Annotated in this window: 21 protein-coding genes; 2 read left to right on the top strand and 19 right to left on the bottom strand. The window is 41.4% G+C overall.

The window, feature by feature from the left end; genetic code table 11:
- Positions 1-299 precede the first annotated feature (299 nt).
- The 5 genes from mutL to miaB all read right to left on the bottom strand — a co-directional run bounded on the left by mutL (position 300) and on the right by miaB (position 7,892).
- A complete protein-coding gene (mutL, locus tag N0M92_RS02600) occupies positions 300-2,240 on the bottom strand; it encodes a DNA mismatch repair endonuclease MutL (protein WP_260284311.1) in 1,941 nt (646 codons plus the stop codon).
- A 22-nt stretch (positions 2,241-2,262) separates the two neighbouring features.
- On the bottom strand, positions 2,263-4,893 hold the full coding sequence (gene mutS, locus N0M92_RS02595; RefSeq protein WP_260284309.1) for a DNA mismatch repair protein MutS: 2,631 nt from the start codon (positions 4,891-4,893) through the stop codon (positions 2,263-2,265).
- 270 nt (positions 4,894-5,163) lie between these two features.
- Positions 5,164-5,703: an outer spore coat protein CotE gene (locus N0M92_RS02590; protein ID WP_192204090.1), complete on the bottom strand. Its 540-nt coding sequence runs from the start codon at positions 5,701-5,703 to the stop codon at positions 5,164-5,166.
- 214 nt (positions 5,704-5,917) lie between these two features.
- Positions 5,918-6,346 carry a RicAFT regulatory complex protein RicA family protein gene (locus tag N0M92_RS02585; protein WP_063231802.1) on the bottom strand — a complete coding sequence of 143 codons (429 nt, stop codon included), beginning with the start codon at positions 6,344-6,346 and terminating at the stop codon, positions 5,918-5,920.
- A gap of 1 nt (position 6,347) precedes the next feature.
- Positions 6,348-7,892: a tRNA (N6-isopentenyl adenosine(37)-C2)-methylthiotransferase MiaB gene (miaB, locus tag N0M92_RS02580; RefSeq protein WP_260284308.1), complete on the bottom strand. Its 1,545-nt coding sequence runs from the start codon at positions 7,890-7,892 to the stop codon at positions 6,348-6,350.
- 322 nt (positions 7,893-8,214) lie between these two features.
- Here miaB and N0M92_RS02575 point away from each other — a divergent pair, with 322 nt between their 5' ends.
- Complete coding sequence (locus N0M92_RS02575; RefSeq protein WP_260284307.1) at positions 8,215-8,610, top strand: hypothetical protein; 396 nt, start codon at positions 8,215-8,217, stop codon at positions 8,608-8,610.
- On the opposite strand, the gene tdh is transcribed toward N0M92_RS02575, so the two are convergent.
- Positions 8,566-9,606 (bottom strand): L-threonine 3-dehydrogenase, encoded by a 1,041-nt coding sequence (gene tdh / locus N0M92_RS02570; protein WP_260284345.1) that lies wholly within the window; start codon positions 9,604-9,606, stop codon positions 8,566-8,568. The genes N0M92_RS02575 and tdh overlap by 45 nt on opposite strands.
- 355 nt (positions 9,607-9,961) lie before the next feature.
- Between tdh and N0M92_RS02565 the strand changes: the two genes are divergently transcribed.
- Entirely contained in the window at positions 9,962-10,180 is a 219-nt protein-coding gene (locus tag N0M92_RS02565; RefSeq protein WP_260284306.1) for a hypothetical protein, read from the top strand.
- 107 nt (positions 10,181-10,287) lie between these two features.
- On the opposite strand, the gene N0M92_RS02560 is transcribed toward N0M92_RS02565, so the two are convergent.
- The 13 genes from N0M92_RS02560 to ymfI all read right to left on the bottom strand — a co-directional run bounded on the left by N0M92_RS02560 (position 10,288) and on the right by ymfI (position 23,898).
- On the bottom strand, positions 10,288-11,154 hold the full coding sequence (locus N0M92_RS02560; RefSeq protein ID WP_192204085.1) for a 2-oxoacid:ferredoxin oxidoreductase subunit beta: 867 nt from the start codon (positions 11,152-11,154) through the stop codon (positions 10,288-10,290).
- Positions 11,141-12,898 (bottom strand): 2-oxoacid:acceptor oxidoreductase subunit alpha, encoded by a 1,758-nt coding sequence (locus N0M92_RS02555; protein ID WP_260284305.1) that lies wholly within the window; start codon positions 12,896-12,898, stop codon positions 11,141-11,143. Before N0M92_RS02555 ends, N0M92_RS02560 begins: the two co-directional genes overlap by 14 nt.
- A 217-nt stretch (positions 12,899-13,115) precedes the next feature.
- Entirely contained in the window at positions 13,116-14,051 is a 936-nt protein-coding gene (locus N0M92_RS02550; RefSeq protein WP_260284304.1) for a dipeptidase, read from the bottom strand.
- 134 nt (positions 14,052-14,185) lie between these two features.
- Positions 14,186-14,446 carry a stage V sporulation protein SpoVS gene (spoVS, locus tag N0M92_RS02545; RefSeq protein ID WP_029281188.1) on the bottom strand — a complete coding sequence of 87 codons (261 nt, stop codon included), beginning with the start codon at positions 14,444-14,446 and terminating at the stop codon, positions 14,186-14,188.
- Positions 14,447-14,620: 174 nt separating this feature from the next.
- On the bottom strand, positions 14,621-15,418 hold the full coding sequence (locus N0M92_RS02540) for a TIGR00282 family metallophosphoesterase (protein ID WP_260284303.1): 798 nt from the start codon (positions 15,416-15,418) through the stop codon (positions 14,621-14,623).
- 152 nt (positions 15,419-15,570) lie between these two features.
- Positions 15,571-17,130, bottom strand: a complete 1,560-nt coding sequence (gene rny / locus N0M92_RS02535; protein ID WP_260284302.1) for a ribonuclease Y — start codon at positions 17,128-17,130, stop codon at positions 15,571-15,573.
- Positions 17,131-17,482: 352 nt separating this feature from the next.
- The gene (gene recA / locus N0M92_RS02530) at positions 17,483-18,529 is read right to left on the bottom strand and encodes a recombinase RecA (protein ID WP_260284301.1); all 1,047 of its coding nucleotides are present in this window, start codon (positions 18,527-18,529) and stop codon (positions 17,483-17,485) included.
- A gap of 348 nt (positions 18,530-18,877) precedes the next feature.
- Positions 18,878-20,110: a competence/damage-inducible protein A gene (locus N0M92_RS02525; protein ID WP_260284300.1), complete on the bottom strand. Its 1,233-nt coding sequence runs from the start codon at positions 20,108-20,110 to the stop codon at positions 18,878-18,880.
- Positions 20,111-20,132: 22 nt separating this feature from the next.
- A complete protein-coding gene (gene pgsA / locus N0M92_RS02520) occupies positions 20,133-20,717 on the bottom strand; it encodes a CDP-diacylglycerol--glycerol-3-phosphate 3-phosphatidyltransferase (RefSeq protein ID WP_034313524.1) in 585 nt (194 codons plus the stop codon).
- A gap of 168 nt (positions 20,718-20,885) precedes the next feature.
- The gene (locus N0M92_RS02515) at positions 20,886-21,794 is read right to left on the bottom strand and encodes a helix-turn-helix domain-containing protein (RefSeq protein WP_311202501.1); all 909 of its coding nucleotides are present in this window, start codon (positions 21,792-21,794) and stop codon (positions 20,886-20,888) included.
- Positions 21,795-21,802: 8 nt separating this feature from the next.
- Positions 21,803-22,594 carry a DUF3388 domain-containing protein gene (locus N0M92_RS02510; RefSeq protein WP_034313530.1) on the bottom strand — a complete coding sequence of 264 codons (792 nt, stop codon included), beginning with the start codon at positions 22,592-22,594 and terminating at the stop codon, positions 21,803-21,805.
- 241 nt (positions 22,595-22,835) lie between these two features.
- On the bottom strand, positions 22,836-23,093 hold the full coding sequence (locus tag N0M92_RS02505; RefSeq protein ID WP_192204079.1) for a DUF3243 domain-containing protein: 258 nt from the start codon (positions 23,091-23,093) through the stop codon (positions 22,836-22,838).
- 79 nt (positions 23,094-23,172) lie between these two features.
- Complete coding sequence (gene ymfI, locus N0M92_RS02500) at positions 23,173-23,898, bottom strand: elongation factor P 5-aminopentanone reductase (protein WP_192204078.1); 726 nt, start codon at positions 23,896-23,898, stop codon at positions 23,173-23,175.
- Between the last annotated feature and the right edge of the window lie 12 nt (positions 23,899-23,910).

Raw genomic sequence — 23,910 nt, 5'->3', positions numbered from 1 at the left:
CTTTTTCAAAGCAAGATTATCGTAATAAAAGAGTGATATAGTACAAGCATGATTTACGCCATACACATGCAACTATAATGTTGGGGATCGGAGACCAAAGTGGTATCAGAAAGATTAGGCCATTCAAAAGTTACTATCACATTGGATAAATATACTCAGTTACTCAGAATATACAGGACTCCTCTGCAGAAAACTTTTCAAAAGCTACAGGAAAAAAGAGCACGGAACAATAAAAGTGGTCATTTAACTAAAAAAGCAATGGAGAATCCCATTGCATAAGGGTTCTCCATTGCTTTTCATTACATGACCCTCTTGAACATTTTCTCCATTTCATAAATGGAATAAGAGATGATGATAGGTCTTCCATGAGGACATGTGAAGGGATCGGTTGTCCGCCTTAGTTCATCCAATAATGCTTGGATTTCATCATTGCGCAGATGACGGTTTGCCTTTATTGAGGCTTTACAGCTCATCATGATGGCTGCTTCTTCACGCAGTTTTTTGATGTCGACCTTTTTCATTGATAGCAATTGTTCTATCATTTCTTCAAGGATTTCCTGTTCAATTCCTTTAGGGAACCATTGTGGATGCGATCGGACAATATAGGCGTTATAGCCAAACTCTTCTAAATAGACGCCGACTTTTTCCAATTCATGCCTATACTCATTTATCCTGATACATTGGTCTGTTGAAAATTCAAGGGTGATGGGAACTAGCATGTCCTGCAGCTCGTTTTCAACACGTCCGACCTTTTCTTTAAAATATTCGTATTTGATCCGTTCCTGGGCAGCATGTTGGTCTATGATGTACAACCCTTTTTCGTTTTGGGCGAAAATATAGGTTCCATGCATTTGCCCAATCGGGTACATGGGAGGGATGCGGCTATCCGGTTGATTCACTTCAATTTCTTCCTCTTGTTCGACCGTATAGGTTGTATACTTTTCAGCTGACTCGTAATTGGGCTTGCTTTCATCATCTTGTAAAACCGGAATATAAGCATCTGCCATTTGCTGCTGTTCATTGCTATAGATTATTTCCTTTATTGGTTCCAGATTGAAATCTACATTATGATCCACGTAACTCTTTTGTTCCTGCTTTTCCCGAATCAAGGTATCCTTCAAGAGTGAAGCTTCTTTCTTGGCTTCTTCAAGGATGCGCTTGCCGCTTTCCACAACATGGTCCAATTCCAGCTCAGTTTGCTCACTTTTCACCTGTTCCGGCTTTGGTGCTGGTGTATATCCACTTGGTATTAGAGTCATCTTTTTAAACGAAGATTTGATCGTTTCCGAAACAAGACTGTACAATTCCTGTTCCTTGCTAAGCCTTACCTCCATTTTGGATGGATGTACATTGACATCGACAAGAATCGGATCCATTTCAATATTCAACAAAGCAATTGGAAAACGCCCAATTGGAAGGAGTGTATGGTACCCATCCAGGATTGCTTTCACGAGCGCATAGTTTTTAATGAAGCGGCCGTTTATCATGGTTGAAATATAATTCCTTGAAGCCCGGGTGACCTCAGGCATAACGATATATCCGGATATTTTGAAGTCCAAGGAGCTTGCCTGAACCGGAATCATTTTTTTGGCAATATTCGTACCATAAATTGCGGCTAGCACCTGCCTGACATCACCGTTACCATTCGTATGCAGGATTCGCTTCTCGTTGTGTGATAACCGTATAGAAACATCCGGATGCGAAAGTGCTAGCCTGTTAGCGACATCCGTAATATTTCCTAGCTCGGTATGAATCGTTTTCATATATTTCAACCTTGCAGGAGTATTGAAAAACAAATCGGAAACCAGGATATCCGTTCCTTTTCGGCTTGATGAAGCTTCGAGTTCCTTAACCATGCCGCCTTCAAGAAGTATGCGTGTTCCCACACCCTCGCCTGTGCTGCTTTTCATTTCAAAACGGGAAACTGAAGCAATACTGGGCATTGCTTCACCGCGGAAGCCAAGTGTTCGAATTCGGAAAAGATCATTTTCATCTTTTATTTTACTTGTGGCATGGCGTTTAAATGCCGCTTCTATGTCATCAGCCAAAATCCCATCGCCATTATCCACGATCCGGATGGAACCAAGTCCAGCCTCCACCAATTCAATCTCTATAATGGTACTGTTTGCATCTATTGCGTTTTCCACAAGTTCCTTAACGACTGAGGCTGGGCGTTCAACAACTTCGCCAGCTGCGATTTTATTAGATAAAGCCTCATCAAGCTGTATGATTTTTCCCATTTTTATCGCCTCGCTTTAATTCTCATTTAAGTTTCTTTTGTAATTTATAAAGGGTATTCATTGCCTCAAGCGGTGTCATTTCAAGGATATCCAGTGATTTTATGTCATCCAGCACCTTTTTTTCCTTAGGTGAAGAATTCACTCTTCCTTTAGGAGCCTCTTCCCCAAAGAAGGAAAGCTGTGCCTCATTGACGGCTGTTACCGGGGCAGCTTCGGCAATAGGTGCTTCTACAGCAGGAGCAGCAGGCTGTTCAGGCATCGCCTTTGCCTGTCCATTTTCATTTTCTAGCTGCGCTAAAATAGCGGCCGCCCGATCTATTAACTGATCCGGTAAATCAGCTAGCTTAGCCACATGAATTCCATAGCTTTTATCTGCTGGCCCCTCTTTAATTTTATGAAGGAAAACGACATTCCCATTTTGTTCAATGGCACTGACATGGATATTTTTCAATTTTGGCAGTTCTGCCGCCAATACAGTCAATTCGTGATAATGGGTCGAAAAGAGAGTCTTTGCCCCAATTTCCTCATGAATATATTCAATGATGGCCTGAGCAAGCGCCATCCCATCATATGTTGATGTTCCCCGCCCTATTTCATCAAATAATATCAAACTGTTTTCTGTCGCGTTCATGATGGCATTTCTTGCTTCGAGCATCTCTACCATGAATGTACTTTGACCGGAAATCAAATCATCTGCCGCGCCAATCCTAGTAAATACCTTATCAAAAATAGGCAATTCAGCTATACTTGCGGATACGAAGCATCCAATTTGGGCTAGAATCGATGTTAGCGCAATTTGACGCATATACGTACTTTTACCCGACATATTGGGTCCTGTGATCAAGAGTAACTCCCTGTCTCCATCCATAAAGCAGTCATTGGGGACATACTCCTGTGATTGAAGGACTTTCTCAACCACTGGATGCCGGCCATCCTTCAGTACGATTCTTCGATCTTCAGAAAAGACTGGCTTCACATAATGGCGTTCTTCGCTAATCGTTGCAAAGCACTGCAGGACATCCAGTTCACTGACGCCTTTCGCTAAATCCTGTAAGCGCGGGATATAGCTTTTGACCTCTTCCCGAAGATTGAGGAATAGGTCATACTCCAAACTGATGCTTTTTTCTTCTGCTTGTAAAATCAAAGCTTCCTTTTCTTTCAATTCAGGTGTGATATAACGTTCGGCATTCGTCAAGGTTTGCTTCCGTTCATACCGGCCTTCTTCAAGCAGATGCAAATTGGCTCGTGTGACTTCAATGTAATAGCCAAATACACGATTATATCCGATTTTCAAAGATTTGATCCCGGTCCGTTCCCGCTCTTCGCGTTCAAGCTGCGCAATCCAAGTTTTCCCGTTTCTGCTGGCATCCCTGTAGGTATCCAGCTCCTTATGGAAACCATCCTGAATGATATTCCCTTCCTTCACGGACAATGGCGGGCTTTCTACAAGCGCCGTTTCAAGCAAATCCGTCACTTCTTCGCAAGGATCCAATTTATCGGCCAGAATTGAAATATCCTGATTGGAGTCCATTGACTTCACGATTTCACGAATGATCGGCACCTGTTGTAATGAACGCTTCAGTTGAATCAAGTCCCGAGCGTTTACATTCCCGAAGGCAACCCTACCGGCAAGCCGCTCCAAGTCGTACACTTCTTTCAGGCGTTCACGTAAGTCCTGCCGTTCGAAGTATTGGTTTTTCAGGGTCTCAACAAGGCTTTGTCTCCGCTCGATCTGTTTTTTATTAATGAGCGGCCTATCAATCCACTGTTTCAACATCCTTCCGCCCATGGCTGTTTTCGTTTCATCAAGCAGCCATAATAATGAGCCTTTTTTTCCTTTGGAGCGAATGGTTTCAGTTAATTCCAAATTGCGTTTGCTATAATAATCTATTTTCATATATTGTGATGTTTCATATGCAAGCACAGGCTGTAAATGATCCAGGCTGCGTTTTTGGGTACGGTAAAGATAATTCAATAAACGTGAGGTCGTTGTCGCCAGTTTCTGGTCTTTTAACAGATGAAGCAATGCAACGAATGACTCGCTTTGAACCAAATTATTCTCTAGGGATAGAGCGGCAGCGCCCCGTTCTTGCAGCCTTTTTTTCCATTCTTCATTGAAATCCTCGGCAATGACCACTTCACTAGCACCAAGGATGGCAAATTCATTCAGGACTTCCTCAAAACTCTCAATCAAAGTGACCTTATTTTCCCCTGTCGATAAATCATTGTATCCAAAGCCAAACTGCCCATCCGTGAAATAAGTGATGGTGGCAATATAATTATTTTCCTTTTCACGCAGACCCTTACTATCCATTTTCGTTCCCGGAGTAATCAGCTGGACAACTTCCCTGCGTACCACACCTTTGGCTTGCTTCGGATCTTCGGTTTGTTCACAAATAGCTACTTTAAAACCTTTTTCTATCAATATATCAATATAATTAGCAGCCGAGTGATACGGAATGCCGCACATCGGAATTCGCTCTTCACTACCGCCTTCTCGGCTTGTTAATGTGATTTCGAGCTCTTGTGATGCATTCAGTGCATCGTCAAAAAACATTTCATAAAAATCGCCTAAACGAAAAAATAAAAAGGCATCCTGATACTCTGCCTTAATTTTTAAATATTGCTGTATCATCGGAGTATATCCAGCCATTCCTTCAAAACCTTTCCAAACTAAAATCTATTACACATTTATGTCCTTCATTATAACATACGGGAAAGCAACATTGCCTGTATTCGAAATTGCATGGTAAATCAATTATACATTGAATTCAAACTTTTTTTGAGCTGCCTATGCAGAGCCATAAGCACGGATATAGTAACATTCCACCCCTATTTTTGATCATGGCCAGGCCTGCTTGTCCCGCTTCAAATTAAATAAAACCGGATGAAGGGAATGTCATCCGGTATTAATTTCTAAATTCTATTCATCTTCGAATTCATCAAGGAAATCCGGATCTAAATCTTCGAAATCCTCATCATCGAAATCAGAGCCCCAGTCATCCTCACAGCGGCCATCTGGACTAACAGCGACACAAATTTTCGTTTCGCCGACGACTTCCACAAAGAATTCCCTTTCCACATGGACAATGATTTTTTGTCCACATGGGGAGATGCAAGCTTCTAAACAATTCGGCTGTTGGACAGCTTTTGCAACGATTTCATGGTCATCAAGACAATCGGGATCACGGTATTTCAGCGAAATAACGTCGGTATATTGCACTTTTTCAGTTACAACTTCCGTCTTCGAATTATGGTTATAAGAATACCAGACGTTGATTTCGTAGCTGCCGTGAATTTCTACCTTTTTGCCGACTTTCTTTGCATCGTATTTATGGTTGATGATCCAACAACCTAGAATGCTAGAAGGATGATGAGCCGGGCAAATGGTGTGAGAGGACTTTGTGAACTTACGTCCTTTGGCCACCACCGCTTTAGTAATTATCTCTCTATATTGTGACATGCTAGCGAACCCTCCTCATACAGTTTCCATTCATCCTATGCGTGGTAAAAGTCTAGTGTGCGTAGAATTTTAATTGTTTGAAAACTGCTGTAATGTTTTAAACCTAGGTTATTTTATGCGCAAGTTTTGGGATATGTGTCACGAATGGGCACTGTATAAGGATTTCCGCATATAGAAAAAGCCCTTCTGAAAATCAGAAGGGCTTTTTCTATATTCATGAACAGCTTCCGCCGCCTGCTTGTACCTGTGAACCTGTCTCACCGCGAAGGATGTCCCCTTCGGTCGATTCAATGATCAGGTCCGTCACCTTGTTCGATACTTGTGATGAGACCATTTGTAAAAGATCATTTACATCCACTTGGGATTGTTTGAATTCCTGCACGATCGGAAGTTCATCCAATTGTTTTTCCAGTGCATCAATTTTGGCCTGGACTTGGCTGTATGCTTTCTCTTTGCCGTAATGCTGGAAGTTTACAGCCTGTTTTTGCAAGCTCTTGATGCTGGCGATCATTTCCCTGATTTTTTGGTTTTCATTGATGTGAGCTTCTGCCCGTTTAAAGAAATCGACTTCTTCCGTGCTGGCGATCATTTCAGCAAGCTCGGCTGCTTTGTTCAGAATGTCATCTTTAGTATATTTAGTCATATTACTCCACCTCAATCGCCGTTGCTTCTTCAACCATATCCCCATTTAATGACCATGTTTTCGTTCCGGTGATTTTCACCTTTACGATTTGGCCAATAGCGGATTTTGGTCCTTTGAAGTTCACGAGCTTATTTTTCGTTGTATAACCTGCCAATACTTCCGCATTCTTCTTGCTTTCGCCTTCAACTAGCACTTCAACAATCTGTCCATCATACTCTTTCATTTTCAATGCACACGTTTCATTGACAAGGGCATTCAAGCGTTGCAGACGTTCCTTTTTCACTTCCATCGGTACATTATCCTGCATTTTAGCAGCCGGTGTTCCCTCACGTGGTGAATAGATGTAAGTATATGCTGCATCGAAACCAATTTCACGGTATAAAGACATCGTTTCTTCAAAGTGCTCTTCCGTTTCATTCGGATAGCCTACAATGATGTCAGTGGTTAGCGATGCACTTGGAATAGCTTTCTTGATCTTTTTTACTAGCTCTAAATATTGTTCTCGTGTATATTTACGGGCCATGATTTTAAGTGTGTCCGTACTTCCCGATTGAACTGGAAGATGGATATGGTCAACGAGATTGCCGCCTTTAGCCAGTACTTCAATCAAGTGATCATCAAAATCACGGGGATGGCTTGTCGTAAAACGAATCCGCGGAATGTCGATTTTACGGATTTCATCCATCAAATCTCCGAAACGATATTCGATATCCGTAAAATCTTTACCATAAGCATTCACATTCTGCCCAAGCAGGGTTATTTCCTTGTAACCCTGTGCCGCTAAATGACGGACTTCTTGGATGATATCTCCAGGCCTGCGGCTTCTTTCTTTCCCCCTTGTGTAAGGTACGATGCAGTAAGTGCAAAACTTATCGCAGCCATACATGATATTGACCCATGCCTTCGTTTTTCCTTTACGCACTTTCGGAAGGTTCTCGATTACATCACCTTCTTTGGACCAAACCTCAATGACCATTTCCTTGGAAAGATAAGCTTCATTAAGAATTTGCGGCAGCCGGTGGATATTATGCGTTCCGAAAATCATATCCACAAAATGGTGCTTCTCTAGAATCCGCTTTACAACTGACTCCTCTTGTGACATACAACCGCAAACCCCAAGCAATAGATCCGGCTTTTCCAATTTCAATGATTTTAAATGCCCCAATTCACCGAACACTTTATTCTCTGCGCCTTCCCGAATCGCACAAGTGTTAAGTAAAATGACGTTAGCATCATCCACCGTGTCTGTCGGCTGATAACCAAGTGCCATAAAGATGCCCGCCATGACTTCTGTATCATGTTCGTTCATTTGACAGCCAAAAGTACGGATGTAAAACTTTTTACCTTCTCCCATTCCACGGAAACCTTCAGGAATTGCAAAATCATCATGATATTCTACTTCTTCTTTTCCTCGCTTTTTCGCATCTTTTAAGGAAGGCGGAATATAAACGGCTTGGAAGTACTTACTGAAGTCCTTTTCGGATTTTTTGTCCGCTGGATTCTCAGCCTGTACTTGTTGTGATTCTAATCGTTGTTTCTCGTTCATAGTTAATCTCCTTTCAAAATAGTTAGTTTATTTCTTTCACCAACTATTTCAAGACCTATCTTCAAATGGTTTTATACGGATTCCTTTTTAAGAATTACCAGTAAATATTAGCTATTAAGTGTGATATATCCACATTATTATAGTATAAAGCTTTTAACAGCAAGAAACAATCATTCTGTCGTGGCTTCTTCAATTGTAAGAAATTTTTCATAAATACGGTAATTGTGGCTTAAAAAAAAGAGACCTGATTCGCATATTCTAACGAACTTAGCCCCTTCTTATTAAATGATAGGATGATACAATTTCTTCACAGCTATTTCAAATGCAGACCATGCAATTTACTCGTGAGTTTGCGCTTTATACTCGTGAATTTGACCGCTTTACTCGTGAGTTTGGGCACTTTACTCGTGAGTTTGGGCACTTTACTCGTAAATTTGACCGTTTTACTCGTGAGTTTGACCGCTTTACTCGTGAATTTGAGCATTTACTCGTGAGTTTGCGCTTTATACTCGTGAATTTGACCGCTTTACTCGTGAGTTTGAGCACTTTATTCGTGAATTTGGGCTTTACTCGTGAGTTTGGGCACTTTACTCGTGAATTTGACCGCTTTACTCGTGAGTTTGGGCACTTTACTCGTGAATTTGACCGTTTTACTCGTAAACATTCTCACTCTTTAAGGAATAAGGAGAACCTTACCACACTGACCTTTGGTCATTAGTTCAAATCCCTTTTCAAAATCGCTTAGTGAAAAACGGTGGGTAATCATCGGTTTTACATCAACCTTGCCACTTTCAAGCAGACTTGAAACCTGTTGCCAGGTTGAAAACATCTTCCTCCCGGTTATCCCTTGGACAGTAAGGCCCTTGAATACAATATCCTCCGTTATATTAAGCGTGACGGGTTTAGAAGGAAGACTTAGTATTGATATTCTTCCACCATTCGTCGCCATCTTAAACCCTTGTTGGATAGCTGCAGGATTACCGCTCATTTCGCAAACAACATCCACCCCATCCGCACTTGTGAGGCCTTTCGTGATTTCCAATGGATCCTGTTTAATTGAATGAATGAGGTCTGTCGCACCCATCTTTTTGGCAAGCTGAAGTCGATAATCATTAATATCTAGAGCGATTACTTTATCAGCTCCCGCAGCCTTTGCAACAGCAATCGCCATAAGTCCAATTGGACCACAACCGATTATTGCCACCGTTTTACCCAGCACCTCGCCAGCTAGCACTGAATGGACTGCATTACCCATCGGTTCTTGGATGGTAGCTATATCGAGTGGCATATCACTTGGATTTTTCCATAAATTTTTGGCTGGCAGAGCTATATACTCTGCAAAGCATCCTTGTTTATCAACACCGATAATGTTTGTTTTTTTACAAATATGGAATTGACCAGTTAAGCATTGCCTGCATGTACCGCAAACGATATGTGTTTCGGCAGATACATAATCACCAACTGAAACATTGCTGACCCTTGCTCCTGTCTCGATTACTTCCCCAGCAAATTCGTGCCCAAATACGTATGGTGGACTCACTCTTCCCCGTGACCATTCATCCCAGGTGAAAATATGAATATCCGTTCCGCAGATCGAGGTCATTTTCACCCGAATCAAGACCTCGTCATCACGAATATCCGGTATATCGACAACTTGTAACTGTGCCCCATAACCTCGGTGGTGTTTGACGACGGCTTTCATTTTACCTCTCAACATGTACATTCCCCCTGAAATAGGGCTGCTCTCTCCATATTCCTTAATATGTAACTATATGAAAAATCCGTCACGAAAATACCATAATCGCTTTTCACATTAATAATGATGATTTTTAGGGCATTCGTACATTTTCGTTAAATGGGTCATGTTTCTATAGCATGTTGTCCGCTCTTGAATATTATATCTTGTACAAACAAAAATTATGAAGGAGTGACTTATATGTCATGTGAAAGCAAACATCATGATCATCATGATCATCATGATAACCGCAATAATAACGACAGAATCGCAGACGATTTTTGTCGTGCGGTGAGGGGCTGTAATAAACGCGACCGGGATCGGGACCACGATCGTGATCGTGACCGCGATCGGGATCGGGACCGGGATCGGGACCGGGATCGGGACCGCGATCGCGACTGTAATCGTCATGAACGTTGTTGTTGTAGAAGAAGGAATCGTTGTTGCTTCGGTTTCGGTGGCGGTTTCTGTGGCGGTTTCGGTGGCCGTTGCGGTTGCGGTGGCCGTTGCGGTTTTTAACCGTAACTTCGGCAGATGCCATAACGGTTGTTAAGCTAAGCCAGTCGAAAGTCTTCTAGCATATGGCACATCTACTGGAAAGCCTAATAATTAACGACAAAAAAGGTTCACCCCATATTAAGGGGTGAACCTTTTACCTTTTTACATAAATTCAGCAACAAGCTTATCAAAGTGTTGTTGATCCAGTGTCAGCTCTGATTTATTTAACGCTTTTTCAGCATACCCTGGCACTAATTCCTGGTACGAAGGGCGTGAAGAGTCTTGATAAATAATCCCTGTCACAAGGCTGTCATGTTGCATCAAAGTCTGCATGGCCTGTTCTTTATTTGATGAATCATAGCCTTCTATCGTGTTCAATTTAGTTAAGTTTTGTTTAAACCAATCATACGTATTGATCTTATTATATGTTACGCAAGGAGAGAAAACATTGATAAAGGAGAACCCTTTATGGTTTATCCCTGCTTCAATGATCGCCGTCAGGTCTTTCAAGTCAGTGGAAAAGCTTTGGGCGACAAACGTTGCACCAGCTGACAATGCTAATTCCATAGGTGAAACAGCTTGTTCTATTGATCCTTCTGGTGTGGATTTGGTTTTAAATCCAGCAGCAGACCTAGGAGAAGTCTGGCCTTTTGTCAATCCATAAATTTGGTTATCCATGACAATATACGTAATGTCGATATTACGGCGGATCGCATGGATGGTGTGTCCCATCCCGATTGCAAAACCATCTCCGTCACCGCCTGAAGCTATAACGGTCAATTCACGGTTGGCCATTTTTACTCCTTGTGCAATTGGCAGTGAGCGGCCATGGATGCCATGGAAACCATAGGACTTGATGTAACCCGATATACGACCTGAACAGCCGATACCGGAAACAACGGCCAAATTCTCCGGCTCCAATCCTACATTGGCTGCCGCACGTTGCATGGCAGCCTGAACGGAGAAATCTCCGCAGCCAGGACACCAGTTAGGTTTTACATCATTCCGAAACTCTTTAAACGTTGCCATATTCGAACATCTCCTTGCATTGTGTGTGAATTTCATGCGGGAGGAATGGGTTGCCATCATATTTTAGGATGCTTTTAATTTTATTAACATGTCCAACATTCATCTTGATAATATTAGCCAATTGTCCAGTCGCATTATTTTCAATAACTACTACTTTCTTAGCACTTTGCACCAATGATAGGACTTCATCTGCTGGGAAAGGATGAATCAAACGGATATGCGCATGATTCACTTTCATTCCATCCGTTTCTAACCGGCCGATCGCTTCATCAATCGTCCCGCGTGTTGAGTTAAAGCCGAGAATTAATAAATCCGCTTCTTCATGCGGTGTGTTTTTGTATACTGGTGTTTGGAATGTGTTAGTTAAATTATTCAGCTTACGCATCCGTTTATCCATTTGCAATTTACGATTCAAAGCCGTCTCGGAAGGTCTGCCCGTTTCATCATGTTCAACACCTGTAACGTGGTGAATCCCATTTTTCATACCAGGCACTACACGTGGTGAGACTCCGTCTTCCGTTACTTCATAACGCTTGAAGTAAGATTTGTTTTCAGACTCTTCAATTTCAAAGTCAACCAATTTTCCGCGTCTTATCTCCACTTTGCCGTAATCAAGCGGCTGAACCGTCTGTTTACCTAATGATAGCTGTAGATCGGATAAAACGATAACTGGACATTGATATTCCTCTGCAAGGTTGAATGCTTCTGCCGTATCGTAAAAAGCTTCCTCAACAGTACTCGGAGCCATGACGATTTTAGGTATTTCACCATGTGTACCATAGATCATTGCCATTAAATCGGATTGCTCCTGTTTTGTAGGAAGTCCCGTGGATGGACCGCCACGTTGAGTATCGACGATGACAATTGGCGTTTCGGTAATGCCCGCTAAACCAATCGCTTCCATTTTCAAAGAAAGTCCAGGTCCAGCTGAAGCTGTGATGGCACGTACACCGCCATAGTTTGCACCGATTGCCATTGTAGCCGCCGCGATTTCATCTTCAGTCTGTATGACCGTCCCACCAAATTGAGGGAGTTTTTTAATTAAGTATTCCATAATTTCAGAGGCCGGAGTAATCGGGTAAGCTGCCATGAAGCGGCAACCGCCTGCAACTGAGCCTAAAGCGATGGCATCGTTACCAATCATGAACATTCGTTTTTGGCCATCCGCCTTTTCCAGTTCCATTGCTCCCAGTTTTTCTCCAAGCAACACTTCCATTGCCTTATAGCCAGCAGTAATGGCATCCATATTCTTCTTAACGATTTCTTCACCTTTACGGCCGAATATTTCATCAACCACATCGTTGAATACGGATATTTCCATACCTAGAACAGCACATGTCGCGCCGATTGCCACCATATTTTTCATTAATGATGTTCCTAATTCGGCTGCTATTTCCGTAAATGGAACAATATATAATTCTGCCTTTGTATCTTCTGGGCAGACAGGTTTGAATTTTGCATCTGCGATTATGATGCCACCCTCATGTAATTCTTTATAATTGACGTCAATTGTTTCTTGGTCAAAAGCAACTAAGATGTCTAAATCATCAGAGATAGCACGAGTTTCCGTAGTACTTACACGAATTTTGTTATTCGTGTGTCCACCCTTGATTCGGGATGAGAAATGACGGTAGCCATACAAGTAATAACCTAAGCGATTGAGGGCAATACAGAATATTTCTCCTGTACTTTCAATACCTTCACCTTGTTGTCCGCCAACTTTCCATGAAAGTTGATTGATCATGTCTTACACTCCTTTAGGACGTTCGTATATAAATGCATTTAACCGCACCTCTCTTCAGAACATTCAACTATGTATAATTAATCGTTCTATTTTAGGAAAGGTGTACTAAACGCTTTCAATTCTATCGGTTAAATCATTAAATTGCAACCTTTTTGCTTTTATTTTTTATATTTTCAGAATATTAATTCATATCTATATAGTAAGAATTAAAAATCATTTAAGATATTACCTTTTCTTGCGGAAAATTACGGGTAAAATTATCAAAAAGGAGTCCTTTTACAAACTCACTGGAATAAAGCCTGTTCAGTTCATTGATTAAGTTATGATAATCCTTAAAAGACATTAAATTTTCTACCATATGATCGATTCCATCGAAGTCCGACCCTAATCCAATTTGCTTTTCCCCTCCTAAACTGCATATATGTTCGATATGTTTCAAGATATCCTTTATCGTAGCCGAACCGCCATTTGAAAGAAATTGCGGGACAAAGGTTACGCCGATCACCCCATTTTTCTGCAAAAGGGCTTTTATCTGCCCGTCCTTTAAATTTCGTGGATGCGGACAAAGATGATAAGCATTCGAATGGGAGGCAATTGGGAATTCCGCCAACTTTAGGGTGTCCCAAAATCCAGCTTCAGATAAATGGGATAAATCACACCAAATTGACCTCTCATTCAAAAGAGCCACCACATCTGTTCCAAACCCTGTCAAGCCGCCCCCTCTTGTTTCTAATGCCCCATCCGCTACCAAATTAGCGTAATTCCAAGTTAGACCTATGGAGGAAACTCCAAGATGAATTAGTGTTTTCAGTTTCAACAAATCATTCCCAATGCAATCGCACCCTTCCAAAGTTAGCATTGCACCTATTTCCTTTTCTTTTAAAGATTGAATGTCTGCCTTGGTCTTTATAAATTTCATTTCCGGCTCTGATAATATCTTTTCATGAAAAATATCCACCATCGCCAAAGCGGCTTGAAACCTCATATCTGGGTGGACTTTTTCAGGAATATATATTGCAAAACATTGGACCTTTCCCCCTTCATCCAATAATCCCCGCTTTGTTATATGCAATTTATCACTATTCGTAAAAGTAATATCCGGATCGATGAACATTTTCATCAGCACATCACAATGTGCATCAAAAATCGACAATGTAATTCTCCTTCCTGTATCTTTTTTAAGATTATACATTCCATTATAAAGGGACATGGATTTTTCGTCATTTGGATTTCAGGACAAAAAAGAGCCTGCTCGCCTTCCGACAAACAGGGCACCCAAACATGAAATTATCTTGGTTCAATGATTAGTTTTATTGCCGTTCTCTCTTCGCCATCAATAAGTATATCTGTAAAGGCAGGAATACAAATCAAGTCGACTCCACTAGGTGCGACAAACCCTCTCGCGATTGCTACTGCCTTGACGGCTTGATTTAACGCACCTGCACCGATTGCTTGAATTTCGGCTGCTCCTCTTTCCCTGAGCACTCCCGCTAGTGCGCCTGCTACAGAATTAGGATTAGATTTTGCTGAAACTTTTAATATTTCCATTCCTAGTCCTCCTTGTTTTCCCTGCCGATTCTAACTTGGCTCAATAGTTATAACACTTTCCACTGCTACTATATTCATCAAGTAAAACTTGTATGACAAAGAAAAACTGGATTGTCCACCATTTATTAATGAATGGAAAAACGGATGGACAGTTTAACTGTCCATCCGTTTGAATCATTGATAGAATGGATGATCTTCGTTAATCAGTATCCTTTCTATTTTTATTGCCTTGCCGGTTTTATCATCAATTTCAAGGAGAACCCCACTTAATAGGGTCCGCCCCTCTTTAGGCACTTCGAAACGAACAGGAAGGCTGGTTAGGAACCGATGGATGACTGCCCCTCTTTCCATACCAAGAATGCCATCATATGGTCCTGTCATGCCTACATCTGATATGTAAGCGGTGCCTGCAGGTAATATACGGTTATCGGCTGTCTGGACGTGTGTGTGTGTACCGACAACGGCTGTAACTTTCCCATCCAGGAACCACCCCATAGCTTGTTTTTCACTTGTAGCTTCTCCATGAAAATCGACAAAGATGATCGGTGTCTTTTTTCGAGCCTCCGCCACGAGTTCTTCCGCCTTTTTGAACGGGCAATCCAAATCAGGCATGAACGTTCTCGCTTGCAAATTGATGATTGCTATTTCATGATCGTTCAATTTTAAAAATTTCATTCCTTCTCCAGGTGCCCCGTCTGGAAAGTTAGCTGGACGGACGAGATATTTCGCTTCATCAATAAAGTTGAAAATATCCCGATTATCCCATGTATGGTTTCCCATGGTCACCGCCTGCGCTCCCCACTCTAAAAAACTGCGGTAAATCTTTTCTGTAATTCCCCGGCCACTTGCTGCATTCTCGCCATTGATGACCGTGATATGCGGTCGATACTTTTCTTTTAACTTAGGAAGGTATTCTTGGATCATGTCACGACCAGGAGACCCCACTACATCTCCAATAAATAGCAATTTCATTGTAAAATCCTTTCTAGATTCACCTAATTATATGAATTATTCAAGTATGTATTGTAACATAATTTGGGGTAATTATAGGAATTACGCTTAACGACTACTATCGGAAATAGAAAAAACGAAGTGGTTTGCACCACTTCGTCCTTCGTTTACAATTATTTGGCGTATTCGACTGCCCTTGTTTCACGGATGACCGTGACTTTTATATGACCTGGGTAATCGAGCTCTTCTTCAATCCTTTTCCGGATATCACGTGCGAGTCGATGTGCAGAAAGATCATCGATTTGTTCTGGTTTCACTAGAATTCGCACTTCTCGTCCGGCTTGAATCGCAAAAGATTTTTCCACTCCATCATAGGATTCAGAAATTTCCTCAAGTTTTTCAAGTCTTCTAATGTAATTTTCAAGCGTTTCACTTCTAGCTCCCGGTCTTGCAGCTGATAATGCATCAGCGGCAGCCACAAGCACTGATATGATGGAAGTTGGTTCCGTATCGCCATGATGTGAAGCGATGCTATTAATGACAGTTGGATGCTCTTTATATTTGGTTGCTAATTCAACGCCAATTTCAACATGACTGCCTTCCACTTCATGATCAATCGCTTTCCCAATATCATGCAATAAACCTGCACGACGGGCAAGAACTTCATCCTCACCAAGCTCAGCGGCCAGTAAACCTGAAAGCTGGGCCACCTCAATTGAATGTTTAAGTACGTTTTGCCCATAACTGGTACGGAACTTCAAACGTCCTAGTATTTTGATGAGATCTGGATGGAGACCGTGAACACCAACTTCAAAAGTTGTTTGTTCACCAATTTCACGAATATGTTCATCTACCTCACGTCTTGCTTTGTCAACCATTTCTTCAATGCGAGCCGGATGGATCCGTCCATCCTGAACAAGTTTCTCAAGAGCCAAGCGTGCCGTTTCCCGTCTAATTGGATCGAATCCGGATAAAATGACAGCTTCAGGAGTATCATCAATAATAAGGTCAATACCTGTTAGCGTTTCTAACGTCCGGATATTTCGTCCTTCACGTCCGATTATACGTCCTTTCATTTCATCGTTTGGAAGATTTACTACAGAAACGGTGGTTTCTGCAACATGATCAGCCGCACAACGCTGAATGGCAAGAGAAAGGACTTCTTTTGCTTTTTTATCAGCTTCTTCTTTGGCACGGGTATCACTTTCTTTAATCATAAGCGCTACATCGTGAGCCAGCTCGTTTTCCATTCGGTCGATAATGATTGCTTTAGCTTCTTCACGAGTTAAACCGGAAACACGTTCAAGCTCTGTTTGCTGCTTACGAACCGTCTCGTCCACTTTGCTTTCCATCTCTTCAATATGCTGTTGTCTTTGGTTTAGAGAATCTTCTTTTTTCTCCAAAAGGCTCTCACGTTTGTCTAACGTTTCATCCTTGCGGTCCAGATTCTCTTCTCTTTGCAATAACCGATTTTCTTGTTTTTGTAATTCGTTCCTTCTTTCACGGGCTTCCCGATCCGAATCGGCACGAACTTTATGAATTTCATCTTTTGCTTCCAACAAGGCTTCTTTCTTAAGTGCTTCCGCTTCACGTTTTGCATCCTCAAGGATGTGTTCTGCAGAGCCCTTTGCCCCTGCTATTCTACTCTCAAATTTTGATTTGTGAATAAAATAACCAACAACTGCACCGACGATTAGGCCAAGCAAAGTGAAGATGATTGTCATGGGTTCCATCGTTTCACCTCCCCTTGCTATGAACTTTTTACATAAAATGTTGAACTGTCGGCAAGTACATTGCACATAAATTCAATATACAGCACTTAATTTTCAAAATTTTAGTTTGAAAAATTGTAAAATATACATATTAATTGTATAGTTGAGAATTTTTATTGTCAAGCGTTTGTCCCTTTGTATCAATGATTATTCAAGTTTTCTTGATAACAACCATCATAATCTACGGCATTCATTATGGAAGAAGTCTGTAAATCCGATTTCGATGCCCATTAATCCGCTGGAAATTTCGCACTTTTCTCAAAATATACATAAAAGGCCTAAGCAAACAAGCTTAGGCCTTTTCCAAATATCATTAATCAAGCAGTTCAAAATGCTCTTCTGGTTCATTTTCTTCTGGCGGTAATTCATGCTCTCCATCGAGATTATAGTGATCTCTGATTTTCTGAGAAATTTCCTGAGCGATATCCTGATTTTCTTTCAAGAACAGCTTCGCATTTTCGCGACCTTGTCCGACACGCTCTTCATTGTATGAATACCACGAGCCGCTTTTAAGGACGATATCAAGATCTGCACCCATATCGATGATTTCACCTTCTTGTGAAATCCCTTGACCATACATGATGTCAACTTCTGCTTGACGGAATGGTGGGGCAACCTTGTTTTTTACAACTTTGATTTTGGTTTTATTACCGACGATTTCATTACCTTGTTTTAATTGTTCCGCACGGCGCACTTCCAGACGAACAGTTGAATAGAACTTCAATGCCCGGCCACCAGGAGTCGTTTCCGGATTCCCAAACATAACACCGATTTTTTCACGGACTTGGTTAATGAAAATGGCAATGGTATTTGATTTATTAATGGAACCAGACAGTTTTCTAAGTGCCTGAGACATCATCCGGGCTTGAAGACCCATATGGGAATCTCCCATTTCGCCTTCGATTTCAGCTTTAGGAACAAGTGCTGCCACCGAGTCAATGACAATGATATCCACCGCTCCACTTCGAACTAACGCTTCAGCGATCTCTAAGGCTTGTTCACCCGTATCAGGCTGTGAAAGCAGTAACTCATCGATATTCACACCAAGTTTTTCTGAATATGCTGGATCTAAAGCATGCTCGGCATCAATGAATGCAGCCGTGCCGCCAGTCTTTTGTACCTCTGCAATAGCATGTAATGCAACAGTCGTTTTACCGGAGCTTTCAGGTCCATATATCTCAATGACCCGGCCTCTTGGATATCCTCCCACTCCCAATGCTACGTCCAATGCTAAGGAACCGCTTGAAATCGTTGAAATCCTACGATCAGACTGTTCCCCAAGTTTCATAATAGAACCTTTACCAAATTGTTTTTCAATTTGTTTTAACGCCATATCTAAAGCCGCTTGACGATCACTCACTCAATTTCCTCCTCTATATTCAAATAATCGGCTGTCCGATTAAAGGTGTACTTACGTTAGCAATTATTTGAGATCAAGGTTTGTACCCTGTCTCAAAACCTATCTTTACTATATACTCTTTTTACTATTTTGCCAAGCAAAAAGTCGAACATTCATTCGTTTTTTTCTTTCGGGATATTCTTTGTAAAAAAGTGTTTTATCTAAAGGAAATCTCCATTTCGTTTCACTTACTCCCTAAAAAAAACAATTTCATTAAATTAACTTTTTTCTTTTTTTCCCTATTTTTCAAGAAACAAACTTCTAAAACCAAATAAAAAGCAGAGCTGTAAAAAGCTCTGCTTATAGCGTTTATAAATCCCTTAATAGGTAATGACAGCCGTATTTCACACTCCGAATACGGTTTTGCCCCCTGCTTCCTGAAAGATTCAACTCCTTGAAATGAGTGTTTCCATCCCGATAGGAAATGCCAATAAATACTGTACCTACAGGCTTGCCTTCTTGTTCATCCGGCCCTGCAACGCCCGTAAAGCTTATGCCTACATCCGCATCGAGCTTGTTCCGGACATTAGAGGCCATTTCCATAGCACACTCACCGCTGACCACTCCATACTCGGATATGGTATCATCACTGACGCCGAGGACATTAGCCTTCGCATCATTCGTATAGCAGACAATTCCGCCTTTGAAAACTTTACCGGCGCCTGGGATGGTTGTCAGCTGTTCTTGGAACATCCCTCCGGTCAAGCTTTCAGCTGCCGCAATTGAAAGCTTGCGGATCGTTAATTCTTTTACAAGTTCCTTTATTAGCGAAGTATTATCACTTCCATAATGGAACTTGCCGACCCTGCTAAGAATTTCTTTTTCCGCTTCCAAAATAAGCTCTTCGCATTTTTCTTTAGATGAGTCTTTAGCGGTGATCCTTAACGTCACTTCCCCTTCGGCTGCCAGCGGGGCAATTGTCGGATTCGTTTGATTGACAAGGAGATCTTCAATCACCGTTTCCAGTTCGGCTTCACCTATACCGTAGAACCGAAGAACCTTGGAATCGATCCGTTCATGCTTTTCCAATTTATTCATGATTTTTTCATAACCATAACTTAAAAACATCGGCTCCATTTCACTTGGCGGCCCAGGTAGAAGCATATATGTAATCCCAGATTTGGACAAGACCATTCCCGGTGCCATCCCATGATCGTTTGCCAACACTTCACTGCCTTCTAAGACGAGGGCCTGCTTTTTGTTGTTTTCCGTCATCGGACGTTCCCTTTTTTGGAAGTAGGCTTCAATGGATTGCAATGCTTCATCATTAAAAACGAGCTTTTTTCCTATATGGCGAGCAATCGTTTCTTTCGTTAAATCATCTTTGGTTGGACCAAGTCCACCGGTAAAGACAATCAAATTTGCCCTTGATTCAGCGATTTCTATAGCTTGTTGTAAACGGCGGTCGTTATCCCCGACCACAGTATGGTAAAAAACGTTGATCCCCATTTCCGCAAACTGCTGCGATAAGAATCTTCCATTAGTGTTATTGATTTGCCCTAAAAGAAGCTCTGAGCCCACTGCAATGATTTCTGCATCCATCTTTTCAAAACCACCATTCGTTTTACTTTGAATTAACAAATACTTCTTTGTTTTTTATAAAATAATCCAAACCTGACCAGATTGTAAAGATTAATGCAATCCATAATGCGATATTAGCAAAAGGAAGTGAAATGAGGGCAAATGGAAGGTTATGCAGCAATAAAGCCGAAATAGAAACAATTTGTGCCCATGTTTTAATTTTTCCAAGCTGGTTCGCTGCAACCACTTCCCCCGTACCCGCTAACACCAAACGTAATCCGGTGACCGCAAACTCACGACTTATGATCACGATGGCAATCCAAGATTGACCGTACATTAAATCTAGATCAACCAAAACGATTAAGGCAGCCGAAACCAGAAGTTTATCAGCCAATGGATCTAAAAATTTCCCTAAATCAGTAATCATATTATACTTTCTGGCAAAATGGCCATCGATCCAATCCGTAGTGGAAGCGATAATAAAGAGGATGGCTCCAGCCAGATGCGCCACTGGCAAACTGTATTCTCCCCAAGTTAGTGTCCCCCATGAAAAAGGAACGAGCATGATGATTAAAAATACTGGGATTAAACAGATTCTTGCTACTGTAATCTTATTAGGCAGATTCAAAACTTTTACCTCCAAAATTTACGCCTGCCATTTGGGCAATGCGTCTTAGACTAAAATTATGCTTATATGTATAATTTAACTCAAAATCCAATCTTATATGCCGGGTAAACCATTTACTGCAGCCTTACTATTGTATATATAGAGCAAAAATAGTCATCTATAAGATGACTATTCGGCTTTCGTAAATTGTATCGTAACCAATTGCGTATTCACTTCAGTCGGTGAAATGGAATACTCCAGCTTCTCATCATTCACATAAATCTCAGTTTCATATGCCCTGCCTATATTGATGACAGCTTCTTTCTCATTGGTGAAATCAATTTCCTGGCTCTTGTCCTTGTCGATAGTGCCCTGGAAAAGTAATTTACCTTCACCATTTTTTATGCCTACCCATGGTGAGCCTTTGGAGGTCACCTTTAATTTAAAGGTATCGGTATTTTTTAATTCATACGTACTATTTTTACCGCTGGAACTGGTGACGGCAAGGTTTTGCTCTTTCTTTTCATCCTTGACAACTGCATCATCTTCATTCTTCTTATCAGATGAATCTGATTTTTCTTCATTCTGTTTTCGGTCTGCATTCTCTTCTTCTTTGTTAAACTCTTCACTTTTATTGTATCCCACGGGATCGCTCTGTTTTGGGTCCTTTTTGTCATCGTTATCCGGATTACTCATATAATGCAATACAAGCACCCAAATCAATACGGCCACACCAATGACTAAAACGGCAGCCAAGATCTTCGGTAACATTTCTACAACTTTTGAATTTCCTGCCGGTATGGTTTTCCGGGATTGGACCCTTGAAAGCTGTTCTGGCAATTCCTCGCTATAGACCGATGGTATCTCACTCTTATATTGTTCGAAAATCTCTTCTGAATCCAGTCCGACCGCTTCACAATATTGCTTTATGAATGCCCGTACATAGAACTTCCCAGGCATCATGCTGTAATTTCCCTCTTCAATGCCAATGAGGTAACGCTTTTGAATCTTAGTTAATTCCTGCAAATCATCCAAGCTAAGACCTTTGGCTTCCCTAGCTTCCTTTAATCGAATACCTAACTCAGTCAAATAAAACACCTGCCATTTTAAAAGTCAAAGGAACCAAAATCCGACCCCGAAAACTGGTCTTTTTGGTCGACAACTTCATATGTTATTTCTTCTTCAGGATTGTTTCGCAATTCAATAATATAATCAAAGTCTTCAAGAGTATACTCCGTATTTTGGACAAAAACATCCGGATGTTCGATTACTTTGACAGCATCAAGCCTCATAATTTCGCGAATCAACTGCCAATGACGCTCATTTGCACGGCGAGTTGAAACAATCCCATCTAAAATGAACAAATTATCATTATTATATTCATCCTCAATTAGCTGACTGCGGATAGTCTGCTTTAAAAGGGTCGATGACACAAACAACCATCTCTTATTAGCACATACACTCGAGGCTACGATAGATTCCGTTTTCCCGACACGTGGCATCCCTCGTATCCCAATCAATTTATGACCTTCCTGTTTAAATAGCTCGGCCAGGAAATCGACAAGCAAGCCTAGTTCATCACGAACAAACCTAAAAGTGTTTTTCTCATCAGCATCGCGCTGAATATAACGTCCATGCCTGACTGCGAGGCGATCACGCAATTTAGGTTCCCTAAGCTTAATGACCTTTATCGTATCCATCGTACGGAGGATTGACTCGAACCTTTCTATATTACGGCTGTCTTTCGCCAACAAAAGTAACCCCCGCCTGCCTTCATCGACCCCGTTGATGGTGATGATATTAATGGAAAGCATACCCAGAAGGGATGATATATCCCCTAATAAACCAGGACGGTTGACTTGAATTTCATATTCAAAATACCATTCTTTATTATCCACGATAACACTCCTTAAGCCTAAAAGTCTTTACCCTCTCAGGGGCAAAAAACTCATCCATCGGAAATTTCAAGGTCTGAACACTTTAATAGTAATTGTCTAGCTTCTATAATATAGCATTTCGTGATAAGTTAAAAGGAAAAACCCTAGAAAAATATTCATTTTTATATAAGGGGATAAATAGACATCCACTTCAATCCAAAAGGCCCTGTTATTTAATAACAGGGCCTTTTGGATTGATATTTTACTTCGTTCCATTGTTCTCGACTAACCTGACCATGACGCTTGCCATGGCATGCTTTTCTTGATCGTTTGCGACCGACCAAAGATCAGCAAGCACTTTTTCTTGATCATTCTGGGGCTCAACCTGATTAGCCAGGTAATCACCGATTTCGAAAGCCAAGTTGTTAACAGCACTTTCTGACAAACCTTGTTGTTCACCTTGATTTAATCTGTCGCCTAAGAAATTTTTCCATTGATCCCAATTGTCCAGTACAGACATGAATGGTCACCCTTTCCTTCAAAATAGTACATAGATATTTTGTGAAGGAACCGAGAAAATTATACATGTCTAAAAAAAATCATGTGTACCATCCGCCATTTACGCCTAAGATTTGCCCGGTTATATATGACGACTTGTCGGAAAGCAAATAGTATACGGCCTCTGCGACTTCTTTGGAATGCCCCATTCTGCCCATCGGAATATCGCCTTTGATGATTTCCAGGTCTTCCGCACTGAATGATTCGAGCATGGAAGTGGAAATCGCACCGGGGGCAACGGCATTCACCCGGATTCCATTGAGCGATACTTCTTTGCTAAGCGCCTTGATAAAAGCATTTTGACTGCCCTTGACCATAGAATATAACACTTCACAAGATGCACCTGTCTGCCCCCAAATCGATGTGACCGCAACGATGGCAGCCTGTTCTTGGTACATGAGCTTTGGAAGCAGTTCCTTTGTTAATTGGAAAGGGCTCGTTACATGCAGCTGGACCATTTCATTAACGATTGTCTCATCCATGTCCGATATAAGCCCATAATAGCTATTGCCACTATTAAGGACGATTGCATGGAGGGCAAAAATATTTTCCGCCAATTTCTTGTATCCATCCGCTGCAGCCAAATCCGCTTGAACCGGAATAAGTTCGACTTGATGAGGCTTCAGCTCTTCAATCAGTTCAAGTATCGCTTCTTCATTGCTGTTATAATGTAAATAAAGTGAGTAATTCTCCTCGGCGAGCTTTATAGCTATTTCCCTGCCGATTCCTCCGCTGGCTCCAGTAATAAGGGCAAAACGTTTCCCCACATTGCCGCCCCC

It is taken from the genome of Peribacillus aracenensis, from assembly GCF_025175645.1.
Classification (GTDB): Bacteria; Bacillota; Bacilli; order Bacillales; family DSM-1321; genus Peribacillus; species Peribacillus aracenensis.
This window is presented reverse-complemented; position numbering and strand designations above follow the sequence as displayed.

Excerpts from the sequence above, each read along its gene's own strand:
- mutL (WP_260284311.1), bottom strand. The coding sequence starts at position 2,240 with ATGGGAAAAATCATACAGCTTGATGAGGCTTTATCTAATAAAATCGCA.
- mutS (WP_260284309.1), bottom strand. The coding sequence starts at position 4,893 with ATGGCTGGATATACTCCGATGATACAGCAATATTTAAAAATTAAGGCA.
- N0M92_RS02590 (WP_192204090.1), bottom strand. The coding sequence starts at position 5,703 with ATGTCACAATATAGAGAGATAATTACTAAAGCGGTGGTGGCCAAAGGA.
- N0M92_RS02585 (WP_063231802.1), bottom strand. The coding sequence starts at position 6,346 with ATGACTAAATATACTAAAGATGACATTCTGAACAAAGCAGCCGAGCTT.
- miaB (WP_260284308.1), bottom strand. The coding sequence starts at position 7,892 with ATGAACGAGAAACAACGATTAGAATCACAACAAGTACAGGCTGAGAAT.
- N0M92_RS02575 (WP_260284307.1), top strand. The coding sequence starts at position 8,215 with ATGCAGACCATGCAATTTACTCGTGAGTTTGCGCTTTATACTCGTGAA.
- N0M92_RS02560 (WP_192204085.1), bottom strand. The coding sequence starts at position 11,154 with ATGGCAACGTTTAAAGAGTTTCGGAATGATGTAAAACCTAACTGGTGT.
- N0M92_RS02555 (WP_260284305.1), bottom strand. The coding sequence starts at position 12,898 with ATGATCAATCAACTTTCATGGAAAGTTGGCGGACAACAAGGTGAAGGT.
- spoVS (WP_029281188.1), bottom strand. The coding sequence starts at position 14,446 with ATGGAAATATTAAAAGTTTCAGCAAAATCTAATCCTAATTCTGTAGCA.
- N0M92_RS02540 (WP_260284303.1), bottom strand. The coding sequence starts at position 15,418 with ATGAAATTGCTATTTATTGGAGATGTAGTGGGGTCTCCTGGTCGTGAC.
- rny (WP_260284302.1), bottom strand. The coding sequence starts at position 17,130 with ATGGAACCCATGACAATCATCTTCACTTTGCTTGGCCTAATCGTCGGT.
- N0M92_RS02525 (WP_260284300.1), bottom strand. The coding sequence starts at position 20,110 with ATGGATGCAGAAATCATTGCAGTGGGCTCAGAGCTTCTTTTAGGGCAA.
- N0M92_RS02505 (WP_192204079.1), bottom strand. The coding sequence starts at position 23,093 with ATGTCTGTACTGGACAATTGGGATCAATGGAAAAATTTCTTAGGCGAC.